The organism is Polynucleobacter sp. 15G-AUS-farblos (assembly GCF_018882445.1).
Taxonomy (GTDB): domain Bacteria; phylum Pseudomonadota; class Gammaproteobacteria; order Burkholderiales; family Burkholderiaceae; genus Polynucleobacter.
Genome location: NZ_JACVOM010000005.1, coordinates 142,524 through 166,137 on the forward strand (window position 1 = coordinate 142,524; position 23,614 = coordinate 166,137).

The window sequence follows — 23,614 nt, forward strand, 5'->3', positions numbered from 1 at the left end:
TCAGCTGCTTTTGATCCGAGCACTCTTGCGAGTTTTTTCATAAAAGCTATCAGGCTTGCCTTTAACCCACTGAATAAACTTTTGCATATCGGGGTGCTCTCTCAATATGGCTGCGTGATTGAGTTGATTTGCTAATTCTGTTTCGGTAAAGAGGGCGTGTATTTGTTTATGGCAGATACGGTGCAGGAATTCTGTAGCTTTACCGCCTTTGGATTTAGGAATGAGATGGTGCGCATCTTTTTGCGAGTCTGGAATGGCTCGATCGCATATTGGGCAGAGCAAAATGGCATCGCTCTTGACCAAAGTCGGCTCAAGCGAGATTAATTTCTGTCGAATTTTTCCAATCATGCAAAAGGGTTCCGTAGCAAGCGCCAGGTTTTGATCTGGTCGCCAATGAGAATCAGGGCTCTGCTAGTTTAGTAAATAAGCCTTAAACTTGCTGGGTGCCAAAATCACTTGCTAAATCCCTTTCGGAGTCCGATACCTCCCGTCTTATTGAGATGGCCTGGGAAGATCGCACCCCTTTTGATGCTATTGAGAAATCCTTTGGTCTATCTGAATCCCAGGTGATTGAACTCATGCGCAGTCAATTAAAACGTAGCTCCTTTGAGTTATGGCGTAAGCGGGTCACGGGCAGAGCAACCAAACATAGCGCGCTTCGCAGTAAAGAAGTTCAGCGGGCCTATTGCCCCACGCAATACAAAAGCAAATGAAAGTGGCAAAGAAGCAGGCGCGTTTCATTTTGATTTTGGGTGATCAACTCGATATTCAGAGTGCTGCTCTGCGAGACTTTGATCCACAAACAGATGAAATCATTATGGTGGAGTCTTCTAATGAGGCTCAGTATGTGTGGTCTCATAAAGTCAAGATCGCCTTATTTCTGTCGGCAATGCGTCACTTTGCTCAGGTATTAAGAGAGCACAGCTATCCACTGACCTATATTCAAGAATCACCCCTGACGATTGTCGAGGTTTTAAAGCAAGAGATTCTTCGTAAGAAGGTAACGCATTTGGTTTGTATTGAGCCAGGAGAATGGCGAATCAGAAAAGCTTTGGAAGCATTGACTTTGGAACTCAATATTCAGCTAGAGATTCGGGATGACACTCATTTCTACTGCACACCTCAAGAATTTAAGGCATGGGTAGCTGATAAAAAAGAGCTCAGACTAGAATACTTTTATCGCTTGATGCGCAAGACAAATCAAGTCTTAGTGGATGGTGATGGTAATCCTGAAGGTGGTCAATGGAATTTTGACCAAGATAATCGCAAGCCCTATCCCAAGAAAGGTCCAGGACTAATTGATGCGCCTGCTGCATTCGCAGTAGACGCCATTACCCAAGACGTTTTAGCTTATGTTGAACAAACTTACCCTGACCATCCTGGCTCCCTGGCTCACTTTAACTGGCCCGTTACGAGAGAGCAGGCTTTAGAAGGACTTGAGTACTTTGTAGAATATCGCTTGCGAAACTTTGGGGTTTATCAAGATGCCATGTGGACGGAGACGCCGTTTGGCTGGCATTCGATTTTGTCGAGCTCCCTCAATCTGAAGTTGCTAAATCCACGAGAGGTAATCGCATCAGTTCTCCAGGCTTGGAAAAAATATTCTTTAGAGCTATCTAGTATCGAGGGCTTTATTCGTCAAATTCTGGGCTGGAGGGAGTTTGTGCGGGGCATGTATTACCTCGATATGCCTCAAATGGCGCAAGATAATTTTTATGATCATCAGCGTGCTTTACCTAAATGGTATTGGACTGGGCAAACGGGAATGGCTTGTATGAAAGATACCATCGGCCAAACCATGGAATATGGGTATGCGCACCATATTCAACGGTTGATGGTGACGGGTAACTTTGCCTTATTAGCAGAAATCCTTCCAAGCGCAGTATGTGATTGGTATTTAGCGGTCTATGTTGATGCAATTGAATGGGTAGAGCTGCCCAATACCGCAGGTATGGCTTTATTTGCCAACGGCGGACGCTTCACGAGTAAGCCCTATATTGCTAGCGGGGCTTATATCAAGCGCATGAGTAATTACTGTAGTGACTGCAAATATCAGCCTGAGGTGCGTTATGGGGAATCTGCCTGCCCCGTAACTAATCTGTATTGGAATTTCTTGATCAATCATCGCGATCAGTTTGATGCCAGTCCCCGTACACGCTTAATGACGGCAAACCTAAAGAAAATTAGTGATAGTGATCAGGCTGCCATTCAGGCGCATGCCAAGAATATCCTCAATCACTTGGATGATCTTTAATGGGTAGTTCGCAATCTACTTTTAAGGGTAATAAAAGTTATTTGCCTAGCAAACTCTGTGTGATTTGCAAAAAAGAAATGACTTGGAGAAAGTCTTGGGAAAAAAATTGGGAGTCTGTTAAATACTGTTCTGATGCCTGCAGAAAGAATGCTCCGAAGATTAAATCTTAGGAAGATGTGAATTCACCAAGGTAGGCGCTCACCTGAGTAGCTAATAAAACTACCTGAGTCTTCCTTATTAAGACTCTCTATGACCTGAAGCATATCGCTCGCTGCATCTAGTGGCGGTCTACCAATTTGCTCGCCACGAAATGGTTTCGAGAGTCTAGAATTGACGGTGCCAGGATGAAGTGCAATCAGGGCAGTATTGGGTTTGCTTCTAGCGAGTTCAATAGAAGCAGTTTTGATGAGCATATTGAGTGCCGCCTTGGATGCTCGATAGCTATACCAACCTCCAAGACGGTTATCTTCAATGCTGCCTACCTTTGCAGAGAGGGTGACCATGACGCTATTGCTTGGATCTAAGAGCTTAGAGAAATGCCGAATAGTTAATGCAGGACCGATGGCATTGATTTTCATGAGCTCCATCAGTTGATCAGAATTGAGCTCATCCAAGCGTTTTTCTGGCATCCAGTGATCCGTATGGAGCACCCCTATGGTATTGATAATGAGCTGAAAGGGCCCTGTATCGACCAGAGATTTGGCTGCCAATTCGATAGAGTCTGGATTTTGATAATCAATGGGGTGAGGCGATTGACGACTCAATCCTAAGACCGCTGAGCAGGTTGGTTTATCTTGAAGTAGCTCCATAAAAGCAGAGCCAATGGTGCCGGTAGAGCCAATAATGAGTGCGCGATAGGGTTGAGAAAGCAATGCCATAAGCTCTTTTGGGTAGTGAAGGGTCTTCAGCTAGTTTATTGAATAAGTCTTAAACTTACCTAATGCCCGCTAATCTGCCTAAATTAACCCTCTTTTTTGATGGTGCTTGCCCTTTGTGTCAGGCAGAGATCCTCTTTTTATCTGGTCGTAATCAAGCCAATTTATTGGAATTTATCGATATCAATTCTGATGGATATGATCCTCTGAAGGTGGGTGTTTCATGTGAGGAGGCTTTGGATTCTATGTATGGTCAATACGCAGATGGCTCTCTCATTAATGGACCTGCAGTTTTTCAGGAAGCCTATAGAAGAGCTAATTTACCAAGCTTAGCTTGGTTATTTTCTAGAAAGACAGTGCAACCTGTTTTACAAATAGGATATCGATTCTTTGCAAAAAATCGGCATGCGATTTCCAGAGTGCTTGGACCGGGCGCCCTTTGGTTGGTGAAATCCAGATTATCAAAAGCGCAAAGCTAAAAGATAGCGTGCTTAATTAAGAAATAAGGAGTCAATGTGAGAATAGAAGATACCGATCCAGCAAGACATGCTGGCATTGAATACCCGATGGAGGTAAGCGCTCCTGTCTTTGCACCGATTAAGGTAGTAGAGGAGAAAGATAAGGCAGTGAATGTCGCGCGCCAGAATGCCAAGTTAGAGTACGACCGCATTATGGAGCAGGCAGAAGTACTGATGAAGCAAGCGAAAGCCTTGCAAGCCCGACTAGATGCAACCGAAATGGTTCACTGCGCCAAATTTAGCTTTAACCCAATCCATGGCAAGATTTATTTCCTCTATTACGATGAGCGCAACCAAACGAATATCTTGATTCAAAACGGCCCTCAGAATTGGAGCTGCGGAATTCCGGATGGGTGGGTCTACTCGATGGCCGTTAAAAAGCTGGGCGATAGTACTTGGGCAGTCGTAGAGGAAGATGAGTTGCCGCAGTAAAGAATGAAGCTACTCATCCTACGTTTGCTTTGGGTATTGCTTGGGTCAACGGTTGCAATCAGCTTGGCTTTGTGGGCTACTAAAGCAAACTCTCCGCTCTTATTAGCTTCTCTGGGTGGAACTACTTTGTTTTTATTTGTATTAACTACCGCTCCTGCTGCCCAACCAAGGGCAGTGTTTGGTGCCCACTTGATTGGAGCCTTGATTGGCATCATTGCTTATCAATTATTTGGTGATGGGTTTTGGGTGTATGTCGCCGCGTTAGTAGTAACCATTGGCGTCTTGTTAATCACTAGATGTGTTCATCCTCCGGCAGGTGCCAACCCACTGATTATGATTCAAGCGCATGCGAGTTTTATACACCTCGGTATTACCGTACTAACAGGCGTATTGATTATTTTCGTAGTGGCCTATATTTGGAGTCGACTGGGAGTGGGCTCAAGAAAATATCCGGTATCTTGGACTCAAGCATCACCCCCATCTTTAAATTGGAGTCTTTGGGATCAATAGTGAATACGTAGTTCCATTAAGTTGATTAAAAACCAAAGTCGCTGAGTGATGGGTGATCATCAGGTCTTCTGCCAAGAGGCCAAAAGAATTTACGATCAGATTCTTTAATGGGTAAATCATTGATGCTAGCAAAGCGACGCATCATGAAACCATTTTCATTAAATTCCCAATTTTCATTTCCAAAGCTACGAGTCCAGTTTCCAGAGTCGTCATGACATTCATAAGCAAACCGCACGGCGATGCGATTGTCTGTAAATGCCCAAAGCTCTTTAATTAGTCTGTAGTCCAATTCTTTTGCCCATTTACGGCGTAGAAATTCTTTCACTTGCTCTCTACCTCTTGGAAATTCAGAGCGATTACGCCAAATGGTGTCCTCGGTATAAACCAGCGAGACTTTCTCTGGGTCGCGCGTATTCCATGCATCTTCAGCCATTCGAATTTTTTGTATTGCTGTCTCTTTGGTAAATGGGGGTAGTGGCAATTTTTGTTCCATTATTGGACCCGCTCTTTCTTATCTATAAGTAATGAAGTCATTAGCTTAGTGATTTATGAAATCTTATTTGGTACCCCCATTCCAGATAAAGCACTGATTTGGGGCGTAATTTGGCGCCTATAAATAGCCCTGATGCCTCAATTTGAAGGGCTAAGTCGAGTAACCCCGTTTTTTTGACTCTCAAATAGCTACTCACTTTTTTGGTGCATGTATTGGTGATCCGAAATTGTTTGGTGCATATGGGCATCTTCATGCGATGACCCATTGTTAACAATGATGCATAGATTTTGATATTTAAATCGTCTTAATAAAACTACTTGGAGATGCAAATGAATTCATATCGCCCCTTTGATCCTGATAGGCCTTTGTTTAGTAGCCGCTGTAGTTGCGGCCGTCACGCATCTGATGCTGATCATGCGCTGGATTTATCAGCGAAGATTGATGAAGAAAAGGTCAGCGCTGATTTTGTGGAGGCTAGCCTAGTCAAAGCCTTGTTTCCACAAGAAGATCGTAGACGTGCCTTTTTGAAGGCGGTCGGCGCGGGAGGTGCGATGAGCGCCTTATCTGGATTCTTGCCAGTAGGTTCTTTGCAAGCGATGGCACAAGAAAAGGCGCCACTCGAGAAACCTGATTTAAAGATTGGCTTTATTGCGATTACCTGTGCTACACCTTTAATTATGTCTGACCCATTGGGTTTCTATAAGAAGCAAGGCTTGAACGTCACCTTGAATAAGACTGCAGGCTGGGCTTTGATTCGCGACAAGATGCTCAATAAGGAGCATGACGCTTCACACTTCCTTTCACCAATGCCGCTATCAATGTCTATGGGCTTGGGATCAGATCCAAGTCAAATGCGTGTAGCAACTATTCAAAACGTGAATGGTCAGGCTATTACCTTAGCCAATAAACATAAAGATAATCGCGATCCCAAGAACTGGAAGGGTATGAAGTTTGCTGTGCCATTTGAATACTCAATGCACAACTTCTTATTGCGCTATTACGTAGCTCAAGCAGGTTTGGATCCTGATAAGGATATCCAAATCCGTGTAACACCTCCACCAGAAATGGTTGCGAACTTGCGCGCCGGCAATATTGATGGTTTCCTTGGGCCTGATCCATTTAATCAGCGTGCTGTTTATGATGAAGTTGGCTTTATTCATATCCTGACAAAACAAATTTGGGATGGACATCCTTGCTGCGCCTTTGGAACTTCTGAGGAATTTATTAAGAAGAACCCAAATACCTTTGCAGCCTTATATCGCGCAGTATTAAATGCCTCAACCATGGCGCGCGATCCAGCCAACAGACCATTAATTGCAAAAGTGATTTCTGCTCCGAATTACCTCAATCAGCCTGAGACTGTAGTAATGCAAGTACTCACTGGTAAGTATGCAGATGGCTTGGGTAATGTTCAGAATGTGCCAGATCGTATTGATTTCAATCCAATCCCTTGGTATTCAATGGCTACTTGGATGTTGACCCAAATGCAACGTTGGGGTTATGTCAAAGGCGATGTTAACTATAAGGATATTTCTGAGAAAGTATTTCTATTGACCGATGCTAAGAAGTATATGGGTGAGACAGGTATTGCTGTTCCACCTTTGGCTAAAGCGGGCTACAAGAAAGATAAGATCATGGGCAAGGAGTTTGACCCAGCTCAGCCAGTGGCTTACCTCAAGTCATTTCCTGGAAGCAAGGGATAAGCAAGGTTATTCATGAAAAAGTTATCCATAAAAGCGAAAGGCGCAATCCTTTCGCTGCTGATCTTGATCGTCGCTTTACTCATCTGGCATATGGCTACTGTTCCAAAAGTAGTTGTTAATCCGGTTACTGCTTCTGGGTCCAGCGAGTACCAGGCGCTAATGGGTCAAGGAAGCGGGGGAGCAACTGTAGAAAAGTCTGGCTTTCCAAGCTTGACCCAAATGGGAGAAACATTTTACAAGCAACTCTCGCATCCCTTTTATGACAATGGTCCTAATGACAAGGGGATTGGTATTCAACTGGCCTATTCACTAGGGCGTGTTGCGCTAGGATTTTTATTGGCCATGTTGGTAGCCATTCCATTTGGATTTTTAATTGGGATGTCGCCCTTAGCGTACGAGGCTTTTAATCCGTTTATTCAAATTCTCAAACCAATCTCACCCTTGGCTTGGATGCCAATCGCTCTTTACACCATCAAGGACTCTTCAATCTCTGGAATATTTGTGATCTTCATCTGTTCTGTTTGGCCAATGCTACTCAATACTGCATTTGGTGTTGCCAATGTTCGTAAGGAGTTATTGAATGTCACTAAAACTTTAGAAGTTTCTCCATTACGCAAGGCTTTCTTGGTGATCTTGCCTGCTGCAGCGCCAACAATTCTTACCGGGATGCGCATCTCCATGGGCATTGCTTGGTTGGTTATCGTGGCAGCAGAGATGCTCGTTGGCGGTACAGGAATTGGTTACTTCTTGTGGAATGAGTGGAATAACTTATCGTTATCAAGCGTGATCTTTGCGATTGTCATGATTGGTGTAGTGGGGATGCTATTAGATTTAGCCTTTGCAAGATTACAAAAAATGGTGTCCTATGCAGACTGAAAATACTTTCTTAAAAGTTGAGAATCTCAGCAAGTCTTACAAGCTTGATGCACCCCCAGTATTTGAGGGAATCAATTTTGAAATTGAGCGCGGTGAGTTCATTTGCATCATTGGCCATTCTGGATGTGGCAAAACTACCATTCTGAATGTCCTGGCAGGTTTGGAGGATGCGACTGGCGGATACGCCTATATGACGGGGCGCGAAATTAAGGGGCCTAGTCTTGATCGGGGAGTGGTATTCCAAGGACACGCCTTAATGCCATGGATGACTACCTTGCAGAACGTTGCCTTTGCTGTGAAGTCTAAATTTCCTGATTGGTCAAAGCAAAAGATTGCAGAGCACTCTAAAAAATACCTCGCAATGGTTGGCTTAGTGAATGCGGAAAATAAAAAGCCGTCAGAGCTCTCGGGTGGTATGAAACAAAGGGTAGGTATTGCGAGAGCATTTGCAATTGAGCCAAAGATGTTATTGCTTGATGAACCATTTGGAGCTCTTGATGCCTTAACTCGTGGCGTCATTCAAGATGAGTTGTTGAAGATCTGTGGCGAAACTCAGCAAACTGTTTTCATGATTACGCATGACGTAGATGAAGCTGTCTTATTGGCAGACAAAATTATGTTGATGAGTAATGGCCCAAATGCAAGGATTGCTGAAATTGTTGTCAATACTCTGCCAAAAGATCGCAAACGTGCAAGCTTGCATCATGATCCAATGTATTACCCCATGCGCAACCATCTAGTAGATTTTTTAGTGAATCGCTCAAAAGATTTGCAAGTCAAAGGATCGGCTGGAGAGCTAGATGGATATCAGCCAACAGTTGTTCGACCCGGTGTTGATACACCAATTACCCAATAAGTTAAAACTTCAAATAAGGAGAAAAAAATGATGGACCGTTCAGTAGTTACACAAAAAATTATCGAAGCTAAAGTGCGTAAAGGCATGAAGTGGAGTGATATCGCTAAGGCCATTGGCGAATCAAAGGAGTGGGTAACCGCTGGTTGCCTCGGTCAAATGACCTTCACCAAGGCTCAAGCCGAGGCTGCAGGTAAGTTATTTGAATTAACCGATGAGGAGATGGCTTGGTTGCAAATCGTTCCTTATAAAGGTTCCCTGCCTACTGCTGTACCTACAGATCCATTGATCTATCGCTGGTATGAAATTGTGAGTGTTTATGGAACAACCATTAAAGAGTTGATTCATGAAGAGTTTGGCGATGGCATTATGAGTGCAATCGATTTCTCAATGGATATACAGCGTGAACCAGATCCTAAAGGAGATCGTGTTCAGGTGGTGTTGTCTGGAAAGTATTTGTCCTATAAAACGTACTAATAAAGTAGGTTAAAAATAAGGCCACCCAAGGGTGGCCTTATTGCTTTATGAATTCAGACTTACTTTGCTTGGGATAAGTAATGCGCTATAGCTTTGAGATCATCATCGTTCATACCGTATAGGGATGCCGCCATGATGGTGTCGCGACCCTTCGCATTATTACTAGTAAATTGACGCATCGAGTGCAATAGATAGTCTTCACGTTGCCCAGCTAACCTCGGCATTTGCTCTCTACCCACATAGTTTGGTAAATGGCATGTGCCGCATAAGGCTTGCTTTGAGAGCAGTTGCCCGCGCTCATACAGCCCATCATCCCGTTTACCTGGTTCTGGCTTTAGGGTCTGGCTAGAGTAAAACTTGGCTAAGGCAATGATTTGAGGATCACTCAGACCATCTAATTGGCCTTTCATCACAGGAATTTCTCGAATTCCTTCGCGAATCATGATGAGATTATTTTCTAAAAAAATCTTAGGTTGGCCTGCCAGCGATGGGGAGCCAGTCATTGTGGAATTACCGTCAGCACCATGGCAAGCGCCGCACACCATAAGCTTAGCGCTGACATCTTGCGCAAAAGAAAGCGGCGCAACTATCGAGAGATAAACCCCCGACAGTAACGCCGCTACTTTTAATGCTGTCAAAACGACTTCTTACTTCTTGCTGTAAGTAATTCTGTAGATAGCACCTAACTGCTCATCAGTGAGCAACATAGAGCCATCAGGCATTTGCATAAAGAATGTTGGACGACCCCAGAAGGACTGATCACCAGAGTTCATGAAGCCAGTAAGGAAAGGAGTGACCTTGGCATTCTTGCCATTAGCATCGGACTTAACCGTTACAACGTCATAACCAATCTTGGTATTGCGATTCCATGAACCCTTACGTGCAACAAATGCCACATTCTTGTATTCCGCTGGGAACATATTGCCGGTGTAAAACTTGATACCCATTACAGCTGAATGAGGACCCATGAGTGCGATTGGGGGTGTTACACCTTCGCATGGATTTGCCTTTTTGATCTGATCATCCGGCATGTTGCCTTCATGACAGTATGGGAAGCCATAGTTCGCACCTTTTTTGCTCAAAATATTCAGTGTGTCATTCGGCTTATCATCACCCATCCAGTCGCGACCGTGGTTTGTGAACCAAAGTTGTTTGGTAACGGGATGCCAGTCAAAACCTTGTGTATTACGAACGCCAGTAGCTAGCACTTCCATGCCAGAGCCATCTGGGTTGTAGCGACGGATCTGCGCATACTCTGGAGAAGGTAGTTCGCAAATATTGCATGGCGCACCAAATGGTACATACAACTTGCCATCCGGTCCAAAGGCAAGGTACTTCCAGTTATGGTGTTGCTCTGGAGGTAAATTAAATTTCGCTGTGAGATCCACTGGTGCAACGTTTGGATTTTTAGCGATTCCGTCATAGCGTAAAACTTTATTAATTGCCATGACATAGAGTGAGCCGTTTTTATATGCCACGCCAGAAGGTTGAACCAATTTATCAACTACTACTCGGCTAGTTTTGCCATTGTCAGAAACTTCATAAACACGACCGATGCCACGTGTGCCGATATAAATCTTGCCATCGTCACCCATGGCCATTTCGCGAGCACCTGGCATGCCAGTTGCATAGATTTCAATTTTGAAGCCTGGTGGAAGTTTTAAATTATTTAATGGAATTTCGTTAGCTGGAGTTGCAGTCATCTTGCCTGCTAAAGGAGCTAACTTGGAGGTAGACATATCTGCACCCATGCCTTGCTTCCATGCCGGAGCTGGGGCAGCGGCTGCGGGTTTAGCTGCAGGCGTTGCAGGCGCTGCTTTAGGGGTTTCATTGGTGCTTGAGCAACCCTGTAGGCCAATAGCGGAAGACACTAATAATATGGCTGCAACCGGGAAAAATCTCTTCATCATTGGCTCATTAATCTGCTTCATGTAAACGCCTCCTATCTCTCTATGAGTAACTGCTTAATATTTTTTTAATTCAAGCAACTATTTAAGCATTCTTTGGCCGTAATAACCACACTAGTGTGTAAGGGTATTGCCTGATGAGCAAGCGATATTCTCTCAGCGTATATCTTCACTCATCGGCTAATGGATCAACATCATTTTTAGTCCAAGTTAATTTTGGCGTCCTTTGTAGCATTGCTATAGCGTGAGCCAAACTAGTGCGGATAACTTTCGAAGTTGCATGTGGCAGCGCAGCAGAATATGGCAAGATCGAGCCAGGATATCTCCTAAAGCTAAAGTAGAGTTTTTATCCAGCAGATCAATATAGGATTTGAAGATGAGCAATTCCACAGTAGATGATGTGATTCAAGCGCGTATGTCTGCGCGAGCATTTACATCCGAGGCGCCCTCTCGCGAATTGATTCAACATATATTGCAAGTGGCCAGTAGGGCACCATCCGGCACGAATACTCAACCTTGGAAGGTTTATGTATTAGAGGGAAATATTCTTGCTGAGCTTTGTGACAAAGTCTGTGATGCCTATGAGGCAATATCCAATAATCCCGAATTGGCAGATCAATATAAAGAAGCTTATAGCTACTATCCAGAGAAATGGTTTAGCCCCTACATTGATCGTCGACGTGAAAATGGCTGGAGTCTGTATGGCTTGCTAGGTATTGAAAAAGGCGAGAAAGAGAAAATGTTTTTGCAGCACCAGCGTAATTTTCGATTCTTTGATGCACCAGTGGGACTCTTTTTTACGATTCATCGGGATTTGGGTACAGGCTCAATTTTGGATTACGGCATGTTCCTGCAAAACATCATGGTCTCAGCTCAAAGCCATGGTTTAGCCAGTTGTCCTCAGGCGGCATGGAATAAATTTAGCAAAATCATCCTCCCCGCTATTGGCGCCACTTCAGAGGAGATGTTGGTCTGCGGTATGGCGCTGGGTTATGCCGACCAAGCGGATAAGGTCAATACTTTTCAGACGCCTCGCGCCAAAGTGGATGAGTTCACAAGCTGGCTTAAGTAAGAAGGCTTACTTACCATTACTATAGATGGTCAATATGACTAGTAAATAGGGGATTAGCTTGGACTCAAATCAGAAACCAACCATTGGATTTATTGGACTCGGAATTATGGGTTCCAGCATGGCAGGGCATTTGCTCGCTGCTGGCTATCCGGTCAATGTATATAACCGCTCAAAAGACAAAACCAATGCTTTAGTAGAAAAAGGCGCTAAGTGGTATGACACCGTAGGCGACCTCGCTGCAAATTCTAATGTGATCATCACGATGGTGGGTTATCCAACCGATGTGGAAGAGATCTACTTTGGTACTGGCAAGATTTTAGACAGAGCAAGCAATGCTTACTTTATTGATATGACTACGTCTAGTCCCTCATTGGCAGCGCGTATTGCACAAGAGGCCGAGAAAAGGGGTTGTCATTCTCTAGACGCGCCAGTATCAGGTGGCGACATTGGCGCACGTAATGCCAAACTCTCAATCATGGTTGGTGGTAAGCAAGCAGACTTTGATGCTGTACTACCGATTTTGAAAATCATGGGCAGCAATATCGTCTTGCAAGGTGGTCCAGGCGCTGGGCAACATACCAAGATGTGTAATCAGATTGTCATCGCTGGAACCATCATGGGTGTGAGTGAAGGACTGGCTTATGCCAAGCAGGCAGGCCTTGATGCTAACAAGGTGATGGAGTCTATTGGTGGTGGCGCGGCATCTGGCTTCCAGCTACTCAATTTAGGAACGAAGATGATCGCTGGAGATTTTGCTCCAGGCTTTTATGTTGAACACTTTTTGAAAGACTTGGGTATTGCGCTTGATGAAGCAGGCAAGATTCAGTTGGATATGCCTGCGGTATCACTGGCAAAACGTTTATATGATGATTTGGTTGCTAAAGGGTGCGCGCGTGATGGTACTCAAGTGCTCTATACCAAATATATTCCGAAATAAAGTGTTGGGCCATGGTGCCCAAGTGTAGAAATAAAAAACTTCAGTATTAAGGAATGTATATGTTGAATGGATTTGAAATTAAAGATCGCGTAGCGCCATCAGTTGAAGGTATTAAGGCTCTCACTGGGCTCCCAACATCCATCGTATGTGATGTGACGGGGCGCATGGTTGGTGCGGAAGGATTGCATCCTGTGAACCGGAGTCCAGTTACAGCCTGTGGCAATGCAGTGACGGTCAAAGTACGCTCTGGCGATAATCTCATGATTCATCTTGCACTGAGAGTGCTTCAGCCTGGGGATGTCTTGGTCGTAGATGCAGAGGGTGATCTCTCTCGTGCGCTCTTTGGAGAAATTATGATGAGCGTTGCTAAATCAAAAGGTGCACTAGCCGCCGTCATTAATGGCGCCATTCGGGATGTGGATGCTTTTGAGGAAGCTAAATTTCCGTGTTGGGCCAAAGGGGTTAACTTAAGAGGGCCATACAAAGAGGGTCCTGGCTCATTGAATGTACCTGTTACTGTCGGCGGCATGTTGATTAACCCAGGCGATATTGTCTTAGGTGACTCGGATGGCGTGGTCGCTTTTTCACCAAAGCAAGCCTTGGAAATTGCCAAATTAGGCAAAGAAAAAGTGGCCCAAGAACAGGCTACCTTGAAATCGATTCAAGATGGAAGCTATAACGACAAATGGATTGATGCTGTTCTGAAGCAAAAGGGTTGTTAGCTGTCTCTTGGTGCAATCAGTTGATCTTTCTAGATTGCTGTATTGCACCATAATTATCTCTAGCAGATGAAATAGTCTCACCTATACTATAAAAATAAATAAAAAAGTAGTTCCCTGAGACAAAGTCAAAAATGCTTAATGAAGAGTTGTGTTTTTTATCTGCGACTGAGCAGTCAAAACTCATTCGCGCAAAATCGATTTCAGCACAAGAGCTGATTCGTGCGCATTTAGATCAAATCGAAAAATACAATCCCGTTCTCAATGCGATCGTCACCTTAACGGCGGACTCTGCAATGGCCGAAGCACATGCCGCAGATAAAGCCCAAGAGAAGGGTGATAAGTTGGGAGTGCTACATGGACTACCCGTTGCACACAAAGACTTATTTTTAACAAAAGGCGTTCGTACTACTTTTGGCTCGCTCGCATACAAAGATTTTGTACCTGATATGAATTCCTTGCCTGTGGAGCGTCTTAAAAAGGCAGGCGGTATTAGTTTGGGCAAAACAAATACCCCTGAATTTGGGGCCGGCAGTCAAACCTTTAATGCCGTTTTTGGTTCAACTCCTAATCCCTATGATTTGACGAAGACTTGTGGTGGTTCTTCTGGTGGTGGTGCAGTTGCCCTAGCGAGTGGCATGGTTGCTATCGCCGATGGTACTGATCTCGGCGGTTCTTTACGTAATCCCGCTAGCTTTTGTAATTTGGTTGGCATACGACCTTCAGTAGGAAGGGTACCATCTTGGCCAGAATCCTTAGGTTGGTATCCATTTAGTGTTCCCGGCCCCATGGCTCGCACCGTACAAGATGTCGCTTTAGCAATGGCGGCGATGTCAGGGCCGGATGATCGATCCCCAATTGCATTAGAAGCGCCTGGCGAAATCTTTTTAAATCCTTTGGCAAGATCATTTAAAGGTTGCAAGATTGCATTTAGTGCCAACCTTGGTGGCTTACCTGTTGAGCCTGAAGTGGCGAAAGTAGTCGAGTCAACTAGGGCTGTTTTTCAGGAATTAGGTTGCGAAGTGATTAATGATGAACCTGATATCTCTGAGGCTGATGAGATCTTTATGCTTTGGCGTGCCTGGAGAACGGAGTTACGCATTACTCCGCTACTCAAAGATCATCGTGCATTACTAAAAGATACGGTAATTTGGAATGCTGAACAAGGATTATCAATTACTGGGCCTCAATTGGTTCGAGCTGAAGCTAAACGCACTGAGCTCTATCACCGGATGCGCGAGTTTTTTAATAAGTATGAATTTTTAGTCCTACCTGTTTCTCAAGTTGCTCCGTTCCCGATTGATCAAGAGTATCCACAAGAAATCAACGGAGTAAAAATGAAGACTTATATTGACTGGCAAAAGTCGGCCTATCACATTAGCGCATTAGGTAATCCTGCAATTTCAGTTCCAGCCGGATTTACCAATACCAATTTGCCTGTTGGTATTCAGATTGTGGGTCGCCACCGAGATGATTTTGGAATTTTGCAGTTGGCTTACGCCTTTGAGCAATTGACTCACTTTGCTCAAAGGAAGCCGCCGATGTGCATCACTTAGTAAGTGGACATAGTAAGTAAATTTAGTAAATATATTTTATAAACACAACTGCATCAATTGATTGTCAAACAAAGGAGCATTAAAAAATGTTGAAATTCTCCCGTTACATGGTGATGTTATTCAGTGCTTTAGCAATGACTTCCGGTCCTGCAATGGCTGCCCCTTATCCAGAAAAGCCGGTCAAATTGATTGTGTCTTGGTCTCCAGGGGGAACAACCGATATCCTCGCGCGGATCATGGCCCAAGGTTTGACAGAAAAATTGGGTCAGACAGTGCTTGTAGAAAACAGGCCTGGTGGCGGAAATAATATTGGTACGGAATTTCTGATTCGCTCAGCGCCAGATGGCTACACCCTCAATATGACAAATCCTGCAAATGCAATTAATGCTACTTTGTATAAAAATTTGCCATTCAACTTTATTAATGACACTGTTCCGGTAGCTGGCATTATTCGGACTCCGAATGTGATGGTGGTCACCCCCTCATTGCCAGTCAAAAACGTTGAAGAATTTATCGCTTATTGCAAAGCCAATCCGACTAAAGTCAACATGGCTTCTTCCGGTAGTGGTTCCTCCATTCATTTATCTGGCGAATTATTTAAGATCATGACTGGATGCAAGATGGCGCACATCCCATATAAAGGCGCAGGCCCTGCATTAAATGACTTAATTGCAGGACAAGTGCAAGTGATGTTTGATAACTTGCCATCTTCAGCGGGTTTTATTAAGGATGGTCGTATTCGTGCATTGGCAGTAACCACAGCTACTCGTGAAGCCTCCTTGCCAAATGTGCCAACTGTTGGCGAGACTGTGCCTGGATATGAGGCTAGCGCTTGGTTTGGTGTTAGTGCTCCTAAGGGAACTCCACGTGATGTCGTTGAAAAACTCAATGTGGCTATTAATCAGTTGCTAGTAGACCCAAAAATTCAGAAGCGCTTGGCAGACTTGGGAGGCACTCCAATTCCAGGTACTCCAGAAGACTTTGGCAAACTCATTTCTAATGAGACCCAAAAATGGGAGAAGGTAGTGAAAACTTCTGGTGCTACGGTTGACTAAGACATTAGCCGGGCCTTGAAAAATAATTCTGAAAGAAAAGCCTTGATATGAAAAAAGTACTCGTCACTGGCGCTAGTCGTGGAATAGGAAGGGCAACTGCTACGCGCTTAACCGAAGAGGGTTATCAAATTATTAATTTTGATAAGTCTGCCCCGACTAGTTTGTTGGCTGGTGAAGAATTTCACTGTATTGATATTACGGATAGCGATGCAGTGAAAAGCTTGATTCAAGAAATCACGAGTCGTACTGAGGTGATTCGTTTGGTAAATAATGCGGGCATGATTAAACCAGGGGCGCTTGAGGATGTCGTAGAAAACGATTTTGATGCGGTCTACGCCCTAAACCTCAAGGCGCCTATGGTGCTTGCTCAATGCTTGCTGCCACAGATGCGCAAGGCAAATTTTGGAAGAATTGTGAATATTGCAAGCCGTGCTGCCTTGGGTAAGGAGGAGCGCACTGCCTATTCTGCTACCAAGGCTGGCGTGCAGGGCATGACTAGAACCTGGGCTCTAGAGTTGGCCCAGTTTGGCATCACGGTGAATGCGATTGGTCCAGGCCCCATTGCCACAGAGCTATTTACCTCGGGGAATCCACCGGGAGCGCCTAAAACGATCAAGATCATTGAAAGTATTCCTGTCAAGCGCATGGGGCAACCTGAAGATATTGCGCATGCAGCATCCTACTTAATGGATGAGCGCGCTAGTTTTGTAACAGGGCAAACGCTCTATGTTTGCGGCGGAATGACAGTAGGCTTGAGTAACGCCAGTTAGCCCAATTGGTAAGGCCTGAAGGCCAAACTTATCCGTATATTTGATTCATCACAAATCAGATTTTTTTGGGTATTATTTACTCAACGTGTAAATATCTTTATATTTACTTCAGAAAATCCACAACAAATATATCGGAGACATGATGAGCATTAAGCCAGAAAAACCGTACAAGGATATTCTCTTTGAAGTCAAAGATCAGGTAGCGTGGATCACCATTAATCGCCCAAGAGTGTTAAATGCTTTCAGAGAGCAAACGCTTGATGAAATGATTGATGCAGTCAAACTCACCAGAGAAGATCCATCGATTGCATGCATTGTGTTTACAGGCGCAGGTGATAAAGCCTTTTCTGCAGGCGGTGATTTTTATGCCATGAAGCGTCTTACCTTTACTAACGGCTCTATGTGGAATGATCGAATGCTCGGCTTAGCAATGGCTATCCGTGGTGTTCCGATTCCAGCGATTGCGATGGTGAACGGTTGGTGTGTTGGCGGCGGTCATGAGCTCGCCCTGTGGTGTGATTTGGTCATTGGCTCTGAAAAATCTGTTTTTGGTCAAACAGGAGCAAAAGTAGGTGCCTGCCCAACGGTGGGTGCAACCCAATATCTGCCACGTATTGTTGGTGAACGTATTGCACGCGAGATGATTTTCTTGGCCAAACGATTTGACGCTAAGGAAGCCGAGCGAATTGGTCTGATCAATAAGTGCGTGCCTGAGGCAGATCTCCTCACGGAAACATTGGCTTGGTGTGAAAACATTAAGAGCAATAGCTCGCAAACAATTCGCATGACTAAGAAGAGTTTGAACTTTGAATCAGATCAGTTATATGCATCATGGCAGCATGGTATGGAATTGCTTGCCTATGTATGGGGATCAGAAGAAAGTCTTGAGGGTATGAATGCCTTCCTGGAGGGACGTAAACCAGACTTCCAGCAATTTAGATTAAAAAATAAAGCTGCTCTAGAGGATTACATGGATGGCTTTAGAAAGAATTTGAACGCACCTCCAGATATGCGCGATTAGTCCAGCATATGAAATCAGAAGCTCAGGCCAGTGCAATGATCCAGGAAGGCGCTTTAGCAGGATTTAAAGTGCTCGACCTGAGTCGTGTGCTAGCTGGGCCCTGGTGTGGTCAGTTGTTAGGTGACTTGGGTGCGGAAGTAGTCAAGGTTGAGTCACCTGCTGGTGGTGATGACACACGTACCTGGGGCCCTCCTTTTTTGGAGGGTGAGTCTGCCTACTTTCTGGGTTGCAATCGGAACAAGCAAGGCGTGGCGATTGATTTCTCAGGTCCAGAAGGAAAAAAATTATTAGCAGAGTTAATCCCTCAATTTGATGTTCTGATTGAAAACTTCAAAAGTGGTACTTTAGATAAATGGGGATTTGATTCGGCTTGGTTTGAAGAAAATGCACCCAAAGTAGTGCGTTGCTCTATCACTGGCTATGGCAGTCGTGGAGCGCATTCGGCATTACCGGGGTATGACTTTATTTTGCAGGCTGAATCTGGCTTGATGAGTATTGCTGGGGCAGTAGATGGAGAGCCAACGAAGTATGGAGTTGCGATTGTGGATCTTGCTACAGGCATGATGGCAGCGAATGCAATTCAGGCTGCTTTATTGGCTCGATATAGAACGGGCAAAGGGCAGGCGGTTGAGGTGTCCCTATTTGATACATCCATTGCCTTGCTTGCTAATGTAGGTAATAGTCATCTAGCTACGGCAAAAGATTCTGGACGCTATGGCAATGGTCACCCTACGATTGTTCCCTATACAACTTTCCATTGCCTTGATGGCATGGTTGCGCTTGCGGTAGGCAATGACAAGCAATTTGTGAAGTTATCGCAACTCTTAGGTCATGCCGAGTGGGCGGAAGACGATCGTTTCAAAACCAATGCTGCACGGGTACAAAACAGGGAGCTGATTGACGGTCTCGTTGCAGAACAGTTGAAATTATTTCCTAGCAATGAATTGATTGATTTATTTAGAGCCAACGGCATTCCAATTGGTAGGGTAAATACCGTTAAGCAAGCGCTTTCATCAGAGCAGACTGCTGCTAAAAATATGGTGCTTGAGATTGCGCACTCAAAAGTAGGTAAGTTCAAATCATTGGCGTCACCACTCACAATGCATGGAACAGTGAATAACAAGAATCATGCTCCCCCGCTGCTTGGGGAACATACAGATAAAGTATTACAGCATTACCTTGGATTAAGCGCAGGTGAATTAAAGGAATTAAAAAATAAAAAAGTAATTCAATAAGTCCCAAATACAGGGATCGGAGGAGACAAAATGAAATCTGTCCTAAGTAAAAAAGTAACAAGCTTACTGATTGGCCTTGCTTCAATCGGCGTATTTCAGACGGCAGTGCATGCGCAAGCAGATAGTTACCCCAATCGACCGATTAAGTTGGTCATTACCTGGCCAGTGGGTGGTTTTGCAGATACGCTCGGACGTGCTGTCGCCAATCAACTCGGGCCTATTCTGGGTCAACAAATCGTAGTAGAAAACCGGGGTGGCGCTAACGGCATGATAGGTGCTGATGCAGTTGCCAAAGCAGCGCCAGATGGATATACCTTAATGTTTCAATCGGTCACATCGCATGCGATTAATCCAACCATGTATGGCAAGACTCCTTACTCAACAGAGAAGGATATTGTTCCATTGGCAGTAGTGGCCTCAGTGCCGATGTTATTGGTGGCTAATCCCAATTTGCCAGCTAAAAATATCGCAGAGCTCATTGCATTGGCAAAAAAGAAACCGGATGAACTTTCCTATGCGAGCTTTGGTAATGGCAGTGCAAGTCACTTAGCTGGCGAGCTATTTACAAACCAAGCGGGTATCAAAATGACTCATATCCCCTATAAAGGCGGGGCTCCTGCAATTACGGATACCTTAAGTGGTCAAGTCCCAATGAGTTTTTCTGCATTTGGTGTGGCTTTGCCACATGTCAAAAGTGGCAAGCTCATTGCTTTAGGGACTACAGGACCTACTAGAGCAAAGCTTTTACCGGATGTACCGACGATTGAGGAGGCTGGCAACTTAAAAGCTTATGAGATGTCAATTGTCTATGCTGTTTGGGCGCCAGCCGGTGTGCCAGCACCAATCGTGAGTAAGTTAAGTAAAGCTCTTGAGCAAGTAGTTGCTTCTGCTGCATTTAAAGAGAAGTTGGTAAATGATGGTGGTGAGGTGATGAATATCTCCACACCAGCAGAGAGCAACGCATATTTTCAAAAAGAAATGCAGCGATTAAGCAAGATTGTTAAAAATGGCAATATAAAGGCGGACTAATATGAAAAACACACTTCAAAAAGTAGTAGTAGCAGGCTTAATTCAATTTTGTGCCATTGGCTTAGTGAATGCGCAAAACAGGGATGTAGCTTCTTACCCTAATAAGCCGATTCGAATTATTAATCCATTAGCAGCTGGTGGTGCAGTTGACACGATGGCACGTATGTTGGCGCCTACCTTACAAGAAATCTTGGGTCAGCCAATTGTGATTGAAAGCAAGCCCGGCGCTGGTGGCACGATTGGCGCAAACTTTGTTGCTAAGTCTCCAGCTGATGGCTACACCATTTTGATGGTGTATGACACCTTCGCTGTGAATCCCCACGTTTATAAGAATCTCCCCTTTGATTCATTTAAAGATTTGGCTCCAGTCACTGAGTTAGTGAAAATTCCATTAGTAGTGGTAGCGGGAAATAAGTTGCCAGCCAATAATTTACGTGAGCTTGCTGACTTAGCGAAATCCAGAAGCAATGGGATTACCTTTTCTAGTGGTGGTGCGGGTAGCTCGGGACACCTCGCAGCTGAATTACTCAAAACCAATTTAGGTATTGAGATGACCCACATTCCATACAAGGGAGGTGGCCCTGCAATGACTGCGACAATTGGTGGTGAGACTGATATAACGATTTTGGGTGCCGTGATTACAGTGCCTCAAATTAAGGGCGGTAACTTAAAAGCCTTGGCAGTGCTAGGCAAGAAGCGGACACCTGCTTTGCCTCAAGTGCCTACAGCAAGTGAGCAAGGTCTAAGTAACTTTGATGTGAGCTCTTGGGTTGGTGTATTGGTTCCTGCAGGAACACCGGCACCTATTATTGACAAGATCAATAATGCCTTTGCACAAGCTTTGAAAAATCCTTCCGTTCAAGCTCGTATGGCTGAGCAGGGGAATGAGGTTGTTGCTAGTTCACCAGCCCAGTTTGGCGTATTTCTAAATCAAGAATCCGCTAAATGGGCAAAGGTTATTAAGGACAATAATATTCAGCTTGATTAAGTAGTAAGCAAATAAGCTAGAGCGGGCAGTGCTGATGCATTGCCCGCTCTCATTTTTTATTCAATCTTGCTAATCAGTTGATCCATAGGACGTCTTACTTTTTTCAGATTTACTAACCAGTCCTCATCTGCCTTTCGATAGCCTAAAGGGAGTAGGGCTACGCTGCGCAGTCCTTTTTCCTTCAGATTGAGGATCTCATCCAGTGCAGCCGGATTGAATCCTTCCATCGGTGTGGAATCGACTTCTTCGAACGCTGCCGCAATCAAGGCCGTGCCTAATGCAATATAGGCCTGCTTGGCAGCATGGTTGAAGTTCACTTCAGCGTCTTTTGCGGTGTAATTTTTCAGGAGGTTTTGGCGATATGCTGTCCCGGCTTCACTCTTAAGCTTACGCATTTCCTCCGTCATATCAAATGCGTCATTGATGCGCTGAGCCGTGTAGTTATCCCAGGCGGCAAAGACAAGTAAATAACTGCAATCCGTTATTTGAGATTGATCCGAGGCTATAGCGCGGATTTTTTCACGGATGGCTTTATTACTAATAACAAGGATCTCATAAGGTTGAAGCCCACTTGAGCTGGCACTCAATCGAATGGCTTCCAGAATATTTTTTAGCTTTGCTTCGGGGACTACTTTGCTTGAATCCATCTTTTTAGTAGCGTAGCGCCACTGTAATTTATCTACGAGACTCATTCATATTCCTTTGGAGGTTGATTAATACAGCAATGCACCCATTTTAAATTAAATAGGCAATTGATATTCCCATGATTTATCAAGCGCTAGTAAGTCTCTATACGTGTGAATTTACTGCTATATATATTGATTACTGAAGCATACTGGTGAGAAAACCGCTTGCAATGAGTATCGAATAGAGAAGAGTAATTGATTCAACCACTCCTGAAGATCAGTAATTGGTAACCCAGTCCTTTTTTGGATTGAACTTGAGAAGTTTGCTTTCATGCATCAGACCTTAGGCCCTACATTGGTAGGGTATGAATTTGCTAGGGCCATCTAGCGCAAGTTGAAGCTCAGAGCCGCCTTCACTTCTTGCACCAAAAAGAGGCTTTTAAGAGAAACCACAAGAGTTGTAGGTCCTTACTGAATAGGCTGCTTTATTAGCCATAAAGTCAATAATCATTACAATAAGGATGACAATTCAAAGCTTTGGGCCTAACTATTTAGGTGTTTTGTTTGAGATTTGTTATTAGTAACAATTTTCTTTACAAGGCAAGTATGTCGTTGATCCCAATGAAGATATTAATTGTCTGTGGGACTCGCCCCGAGATCATTAAATTAGCTCCGGTTTACCATTTTCTACGCACCCAAAATTGGTGCGAGGTGACATGGTTGCATACCGGCCAGCATCAAGAAATGGCTGAGCAAATTTTAGAGTGCTTTGATATTGTCCCCGACATTGTTTTGACGAGGGCTGGAAGCTCGCTTTCAGAATTTAGTATTGGATGTCGTCAGCAATTGGATGCGGTGATGGAATCCTCAAAATGGAGCACTGTCATTGTTCAGGGGGATACTGAAAGCGCTTTTCTGGGTGGTTTATCGGCTTTCTATCAGCGTATTCCTGTAGCGCATGTTGAGGCAGGGTTGAGAACGTATGACTTAACGAGACCTTTCCCTGAGGAAGGTCTACGTCAAATGCTATCGCGTATTACCCAATTCCATTTTCCACCCACCGAGGGTGGACGACTTGCTTTAATCCGTGAAGCTATTCCGGAGAAAAATATTGTCATTACAGGGAATACTGTAGTTGATGCGCAAAAATGGGTGATAGAGAAATATCAAATCCATAAGGAAGAGTCCCAGTACAAAAATATCCTTGTCACCATGCATCGGCGTGAGAACTGGGGTAGTGATATTGAGGAGGCTTGCACAGCGATTGCAAGCCTTGCCAAGAGACATCCTAATCTCCATGTACTTTTTCCAGTGCACCTGAATCCAGTAGTGAAGAAATCAGTCGACCCCATCCTAGGTGGTCTACCTAATGTGTCTCTAGTAAATCCCTTGGGTTACCTAGAGATGCAGCAAGCCATCGCAAATGCATGGCTCATCCTGACGGATTCTGGCGGCATACAGGAAGAGGCGCCAACCTTCCAAGTGCCGGTATTAGTGTTGAGAAAGGAAACTGAAAGGCCTGAAGCAGTTGAGGCCGGCTGCGCTAAGATTATTGGAACGAGCGGCGAGGCGATTATTCATGAAGTTGAGTCTCTCTTGAGTAATACATCTCTGTATGAGGCTATGAAACCACTCAGTAATCCCTTTGGGGATGGTCGTGCAAGCGAGCGTATTGCACAAACTCTTGAGGCACACCTAAGTTAATTTT

Annotated in this window: 27 protein-coding genes; 21 read left to right on the top strand and 6 right to left on the bottom strand. The window is 44.5% G+C overall.

The genetic code is table 11. From position 1 onward, the window contains the following. A complete protein-coding gene (locus tag ICN41_RS09485) occupies window positions 1-348 on the bottom strand; it encodes an HNH endonuclease (protein ID WP_216292686.1) in 348 nt (115 codons plus the stop codon). Window positions 349-443: 95 nt separating this feature from the next. Between ICN41_RS09485 and ICN41_RS09490 the strand changes: the two genes are divergently transcribed. Genes ICN41_RS09490 through ICN41_RS09500 form a run of 3 tightly spaced genes read left to right on the top strand, consistent with a single transcriptional unit; the run spans window position 444 to window position 2,424 of the window. Next, window positions 444-713 (top strand): TIGR03643 family protein, encoded by a 270-nt coding sequence (locus tag ICN41_RS09490; protein WP_216292687.1) that lies wholly within the window; start codon window positions 444-446, stop codon window positions 711-713. 2 nt (window positions 714-715) lie between these two features. Next, entirely contained in the window at window positions 716-2,254 is a 1,539-nt protein-coding gene (locus ICN41_RS09495) for a cryptochrome/photolyase family protein (protein WP_370629123.1), read from the top strand. Continuing rightward, window positions 2,254-2,424, top strand: a complete 171-nt coding sequence (locus ICN41_RS09500; protein ID WP_216292689.1) for a DUF2256 domain-containing protein — start codon at window positions 2,254-2,256, stop codon at window positions 2,422-2,424. The genes ICN41_RS09495 and ICN41_RS09500 overlap by 1 nt, the downstream gene beginning before the upstream one ends. A 12-nt stretch (window positions 2,425-2,436) precedes the next feature. Here ICN41_RS09500 and ICN41_RS09505 read toward each other — a convergent pair whose 3' ends face one another. Then, entirely contained in the window at window positions 2,437-3,132 is a 696-nt protein-coding gene (locus tag ICN41_RS09505; RefSeq protein ID WP_216292690.1) for an SDR family NAD(P)-dependent oxidoreductase, read from the bottom strand. 62 nt (window positions 3,133-3,194) lie between these two features. On the opposite strand from ICN41_RS09505, the gene ICN41_RS09510 reads away from it, so the two are divergent. From ICN41_RS09510 to ICN41_RS09520, 3 genes are read left to right on the top strand one after another with little or no spacing between them, the layout of a single operon-like run. Next, window positions 3,195-3,608: a thiol-disulfide oxidoreductase DCC family protein gene (locus ICN41_RS09510; RefSeq protein ID WP_216292691.1), complete on the top strand. Its 414-nt coding sequence runs from the start codon at window positions 3,195-3,197 to the stop codon at window positions 3,606-3,608. A gap of 36 nt (window positions 3,609-3,644) precedes the next feature. Then, entirely contained in the window at window positions 3,645-4,079 is a 435-nt protein-coding gene (locus ICN41_RS09515; protein ID WP_216292692.1) for a DUF2452 domain-containing protein, read from the top strand. Between the two features lie 3 nt (window positions 4,080-4,082). Next, window positions 4,083-4,589: an HPP family protein gene (locus ICN41_RS09520; protein WP_216292693.1), complete on the top strand. Its 507-nt coding sequence runs from the start codon at window positions 4,083-4,085 to the stop codon at window positions 4,587-4,589. Between the two features lie 25 nt (window positions 4,590-4,614). Here the strand turns inward: ICN41_RS09520 and ICN41_RS09525 are convergent, their stop codons facing one another. Continuing rightward, window positions 4,615-5,082, bottom strand: coding sequence for a nuclear transport factor 2 family protein (locus ICN41_RS09525; protein ID WP_216292694.1), 468 nt, complete (start codon window positions 5,080-5,082; stop codon window positions 4,615-4,617). Window positions 5,083-5,411: 329 nt separating this feature from the next. On the opposite strand from ICN41_RS09525, the gene ICN41_RS09530 reads away from it, so the two are divergent. The 4 genes from ICN41_RS09530 to cynS are packed head-to-tail and all read left to right on the top strand — an operon-like array spanning window position 5,412 to window position 8,991. After that, a complete protein-coding gene (locus ICN41_RS09530; protein WP_216292695.1) occupies window positions 5,412-6,785 on the top strand; it encodes a CmpA/NrtA family ABC transporter substrate-binding protein in 1,374 nt (457 codons plus the stop codon). Window positions 6,786-6,797: 12 nt separating this feature from the next. Then, a complete protein-coding gene (gene ntrB, locus ICN41_RS09535) occupies window positions 6,798-7,661 on the top strand; it encodes a nitrate ABC transporter permease (protein WP_216292696.1) in 864 nt (287 codons plus the stop codon). Then, the gene (locus ICN41_RS09540; RefSeq protein WP_216292697.1) at window positions 7,651-8,517 is read left to right on the top strand and encodes an ABC transporter ATP-binding protein; all 867 of its coding nucleotides are present in this window, start codon (window positions 7,651-7,653) and stop codon (window positions 8,515-8,517) included. Before ntrB ends, ICN41_RS09540 begins: the two co-directional genes overlap by 11 nt. Window positions 8,518-8,547: 30 nt before the next feature. Continuing rightward, window positions 8,548-8,991, top strand: a complete 444-nt coding sequence (gene cynS, locus ICN41_RS09545) for a cyanase (protein WP_215305056.1) — start codon at window positions 8,548-8,550, stop codon at window positions 8,989-8,991. A gap of 59 nt (window positions 8,992-9,050) precedes the next feature. On the opposite strand, the gene ICN41_RS09550 is transcribed toward cynS, so the two are convergent. After that, complete coding sequence (locus ICN41_RS09550; protein ID WP_255537964.1) at window positions 9,051-9,629, bottom strand: cytochrome c; 579 nt, start codon at window positions 9,627-9,629, stop codon at window positions 9,051-9,053. A gap of 9 nt (window positions 9,630-9,638) precedes the next feature. After that, on the bottom strand, window positions 9,639-10,922 hold the full coding sequence (locus ICN41_RS09555; protein WP_255537965.1) for a sorbosone dehydrogenase family protein: 1,284 nt from the start codon (window positions 10,920-10,922) through the stop codon (window positions 9,639-9,641). 352 nt (window positions 10,923-11,274) lie between these two features. Between ICN41_RS09555 and ICN41_RS09560 the strand changes: the two genes are divergently transcribed. From ICN41_RS09560 to ICN41_RS09605, 10 genes are all read left to right on the top strand, one after another. Beyond that, on the top strand, window positions 11,275-11,970 hold the full coding sequence (locus ICN41_RS09560) for a nitroreductase (RefSeq protein ID WP_216292698.1): 696 nt from the start codon (window positions 11,275-11,277) through the stop codon (window positions 11,968-11,970). 58 nt (window positions 11,971-12,028) lie between these two features. After that, window positions 12,029-12,907 carry an NAD(P)-dependent oxidoreductase gene (locus ICN41_RS09565; RefSeq protein WP_216292699.1) on the top strand — a complete coding sequence of 293 codons (879 nt, stop codon included), beginning with the start codon at window positions 12,029-12,031 and terminating at the stop codon, window positions 12,905-12,907. 59 nt (window positions 12,908-12,966) lie between these two features. Continuing rightward, window positions 12,967-13,629, top strand: a complete 663-nt coding sequence (locus ICN41_RS09570) for an RraA family protein (RefSeq protein WP_216292700.1) — start codon at window positions 12,967-12,969, stop codon at window positions 13,627-13,629. A 131-nt stretch (window positions 13,630-13,760) separates the two neighbouring features. Beyond that, window positions 13,761-15,182 carry an amidase gene (locus ICN41_RS09575; RefSeq protein WP_216292701.1) on the top strand — a complete coding sequence of 474 codons (1,422 nt, stop codon included), beginning with the start codon at window positions 13,761-13,763 and terminating at the stop codon, window positions 15,180-15,182. Between the two features lie 86 nt (window positions 15,183-15,268). Then, a complete protein-coding gene (locus tag ICN41_RS09580) occupies window positions 15,269-16,237 on the top strand; it encodes a tripartite tricarboxylate transporter substrate binding protein (RefSeq protein ID WP_216292702.1) in 969 nt (322 codons plus the stop codon). Between the two features lie 47 nt (window positions 16,238-16,284). Then, entirely contained in the window at window positions 16,285-17,007 is a 723-nt protein-coding gene (locus tag ICN41_RS09585) for an SDR family NAD(P)-dependent oxidoreductase (RefSeq protein ID WP_216292703.1), read from the top strand. 142 nt (window positions 17,008-17,149) lie between these two features. Continuing rightward, complete coding sequence (locus tag ICN41_RS09590; protein ID WP_216292704.1) at window positions 17,150-18,028, top strand: enoyl-CoA hydratase-related protein; 879 nt, start codon at window positions 17,150-17,152, stop codon at window positions 18,026-18,028. Between the two features lie 8 nt (window positions 18,029-18,036). Next, window positions 18,037-19,263: a CaiB/BaiF CoA-transferase family protein gene (locus ICN41_RS09595; protein WP_216292705.1), complete on the top strand. Its 1,227-nt coding sequence runs from the start codon at window positions 18,037-18,039 to the stop codon at window positions 19,261-19,263. Window positions 19,264-19,293: 30 nt separating this feature from the next. Beyond that, entirely contained in the window at window positions 19,294-20,292 is a 999-nt protein-coding gene (locus ICN41_RS09600) for a tripartite tricarboxylate transporter substrate binding protein (protein ID WP_216292706.1), read from the top strand. A 1-nt stretch (window position 20,293) separates the two neighbouring features. Continuing rightward, complete coding sequence (locus ICN41_RS09605) at window positions 20,294-21,280, top strand: tripartite tricarboxylate transporter substrate binding protein (protein WP_216292707.1); 987 nt, start codon at window positions 20,294-20,296, stop codon at window positions 21,278-21,280. Between the two features lie 56 nt (window positions 21,281-21,336). Here the strand turns inward: ICN41_RS09605 and ICN41_RS09610 are convergent, their stop codons facing one another. Then, window positions 21,337-21,972: an NAD(P)H-dependent oxidoreductase gene (locus ICN41_RS09610; RefSeq protein WP_216292708.1), complete on the bottom strand. Its 636-nt coding sequence runs from the start codon at window positions 21,970-21,972 to the stop codon at window positions 21,337-21,339. A gap of 540 nt (window positions 21,973-22,512) precedes the next feature. Between ICN41_RS09610 and wecB the strand changes: the two genes are divergently transcribed. Then, window positions 22,513-23,610 (top strand): non-hydrolyzing UDP-N-acetylglucosamine 2-epimerase, encoded by a 1,098-nt coding sequence (gene wecB, locus ICN41_RS09615; protein WP_216292709.1) that lies wholly within the window; start codon window positions 22,513-22,515, stop codon window positions 23,608-23,610. Window positions 23,611-23,614: the final 4 nt, after the last annotated feature.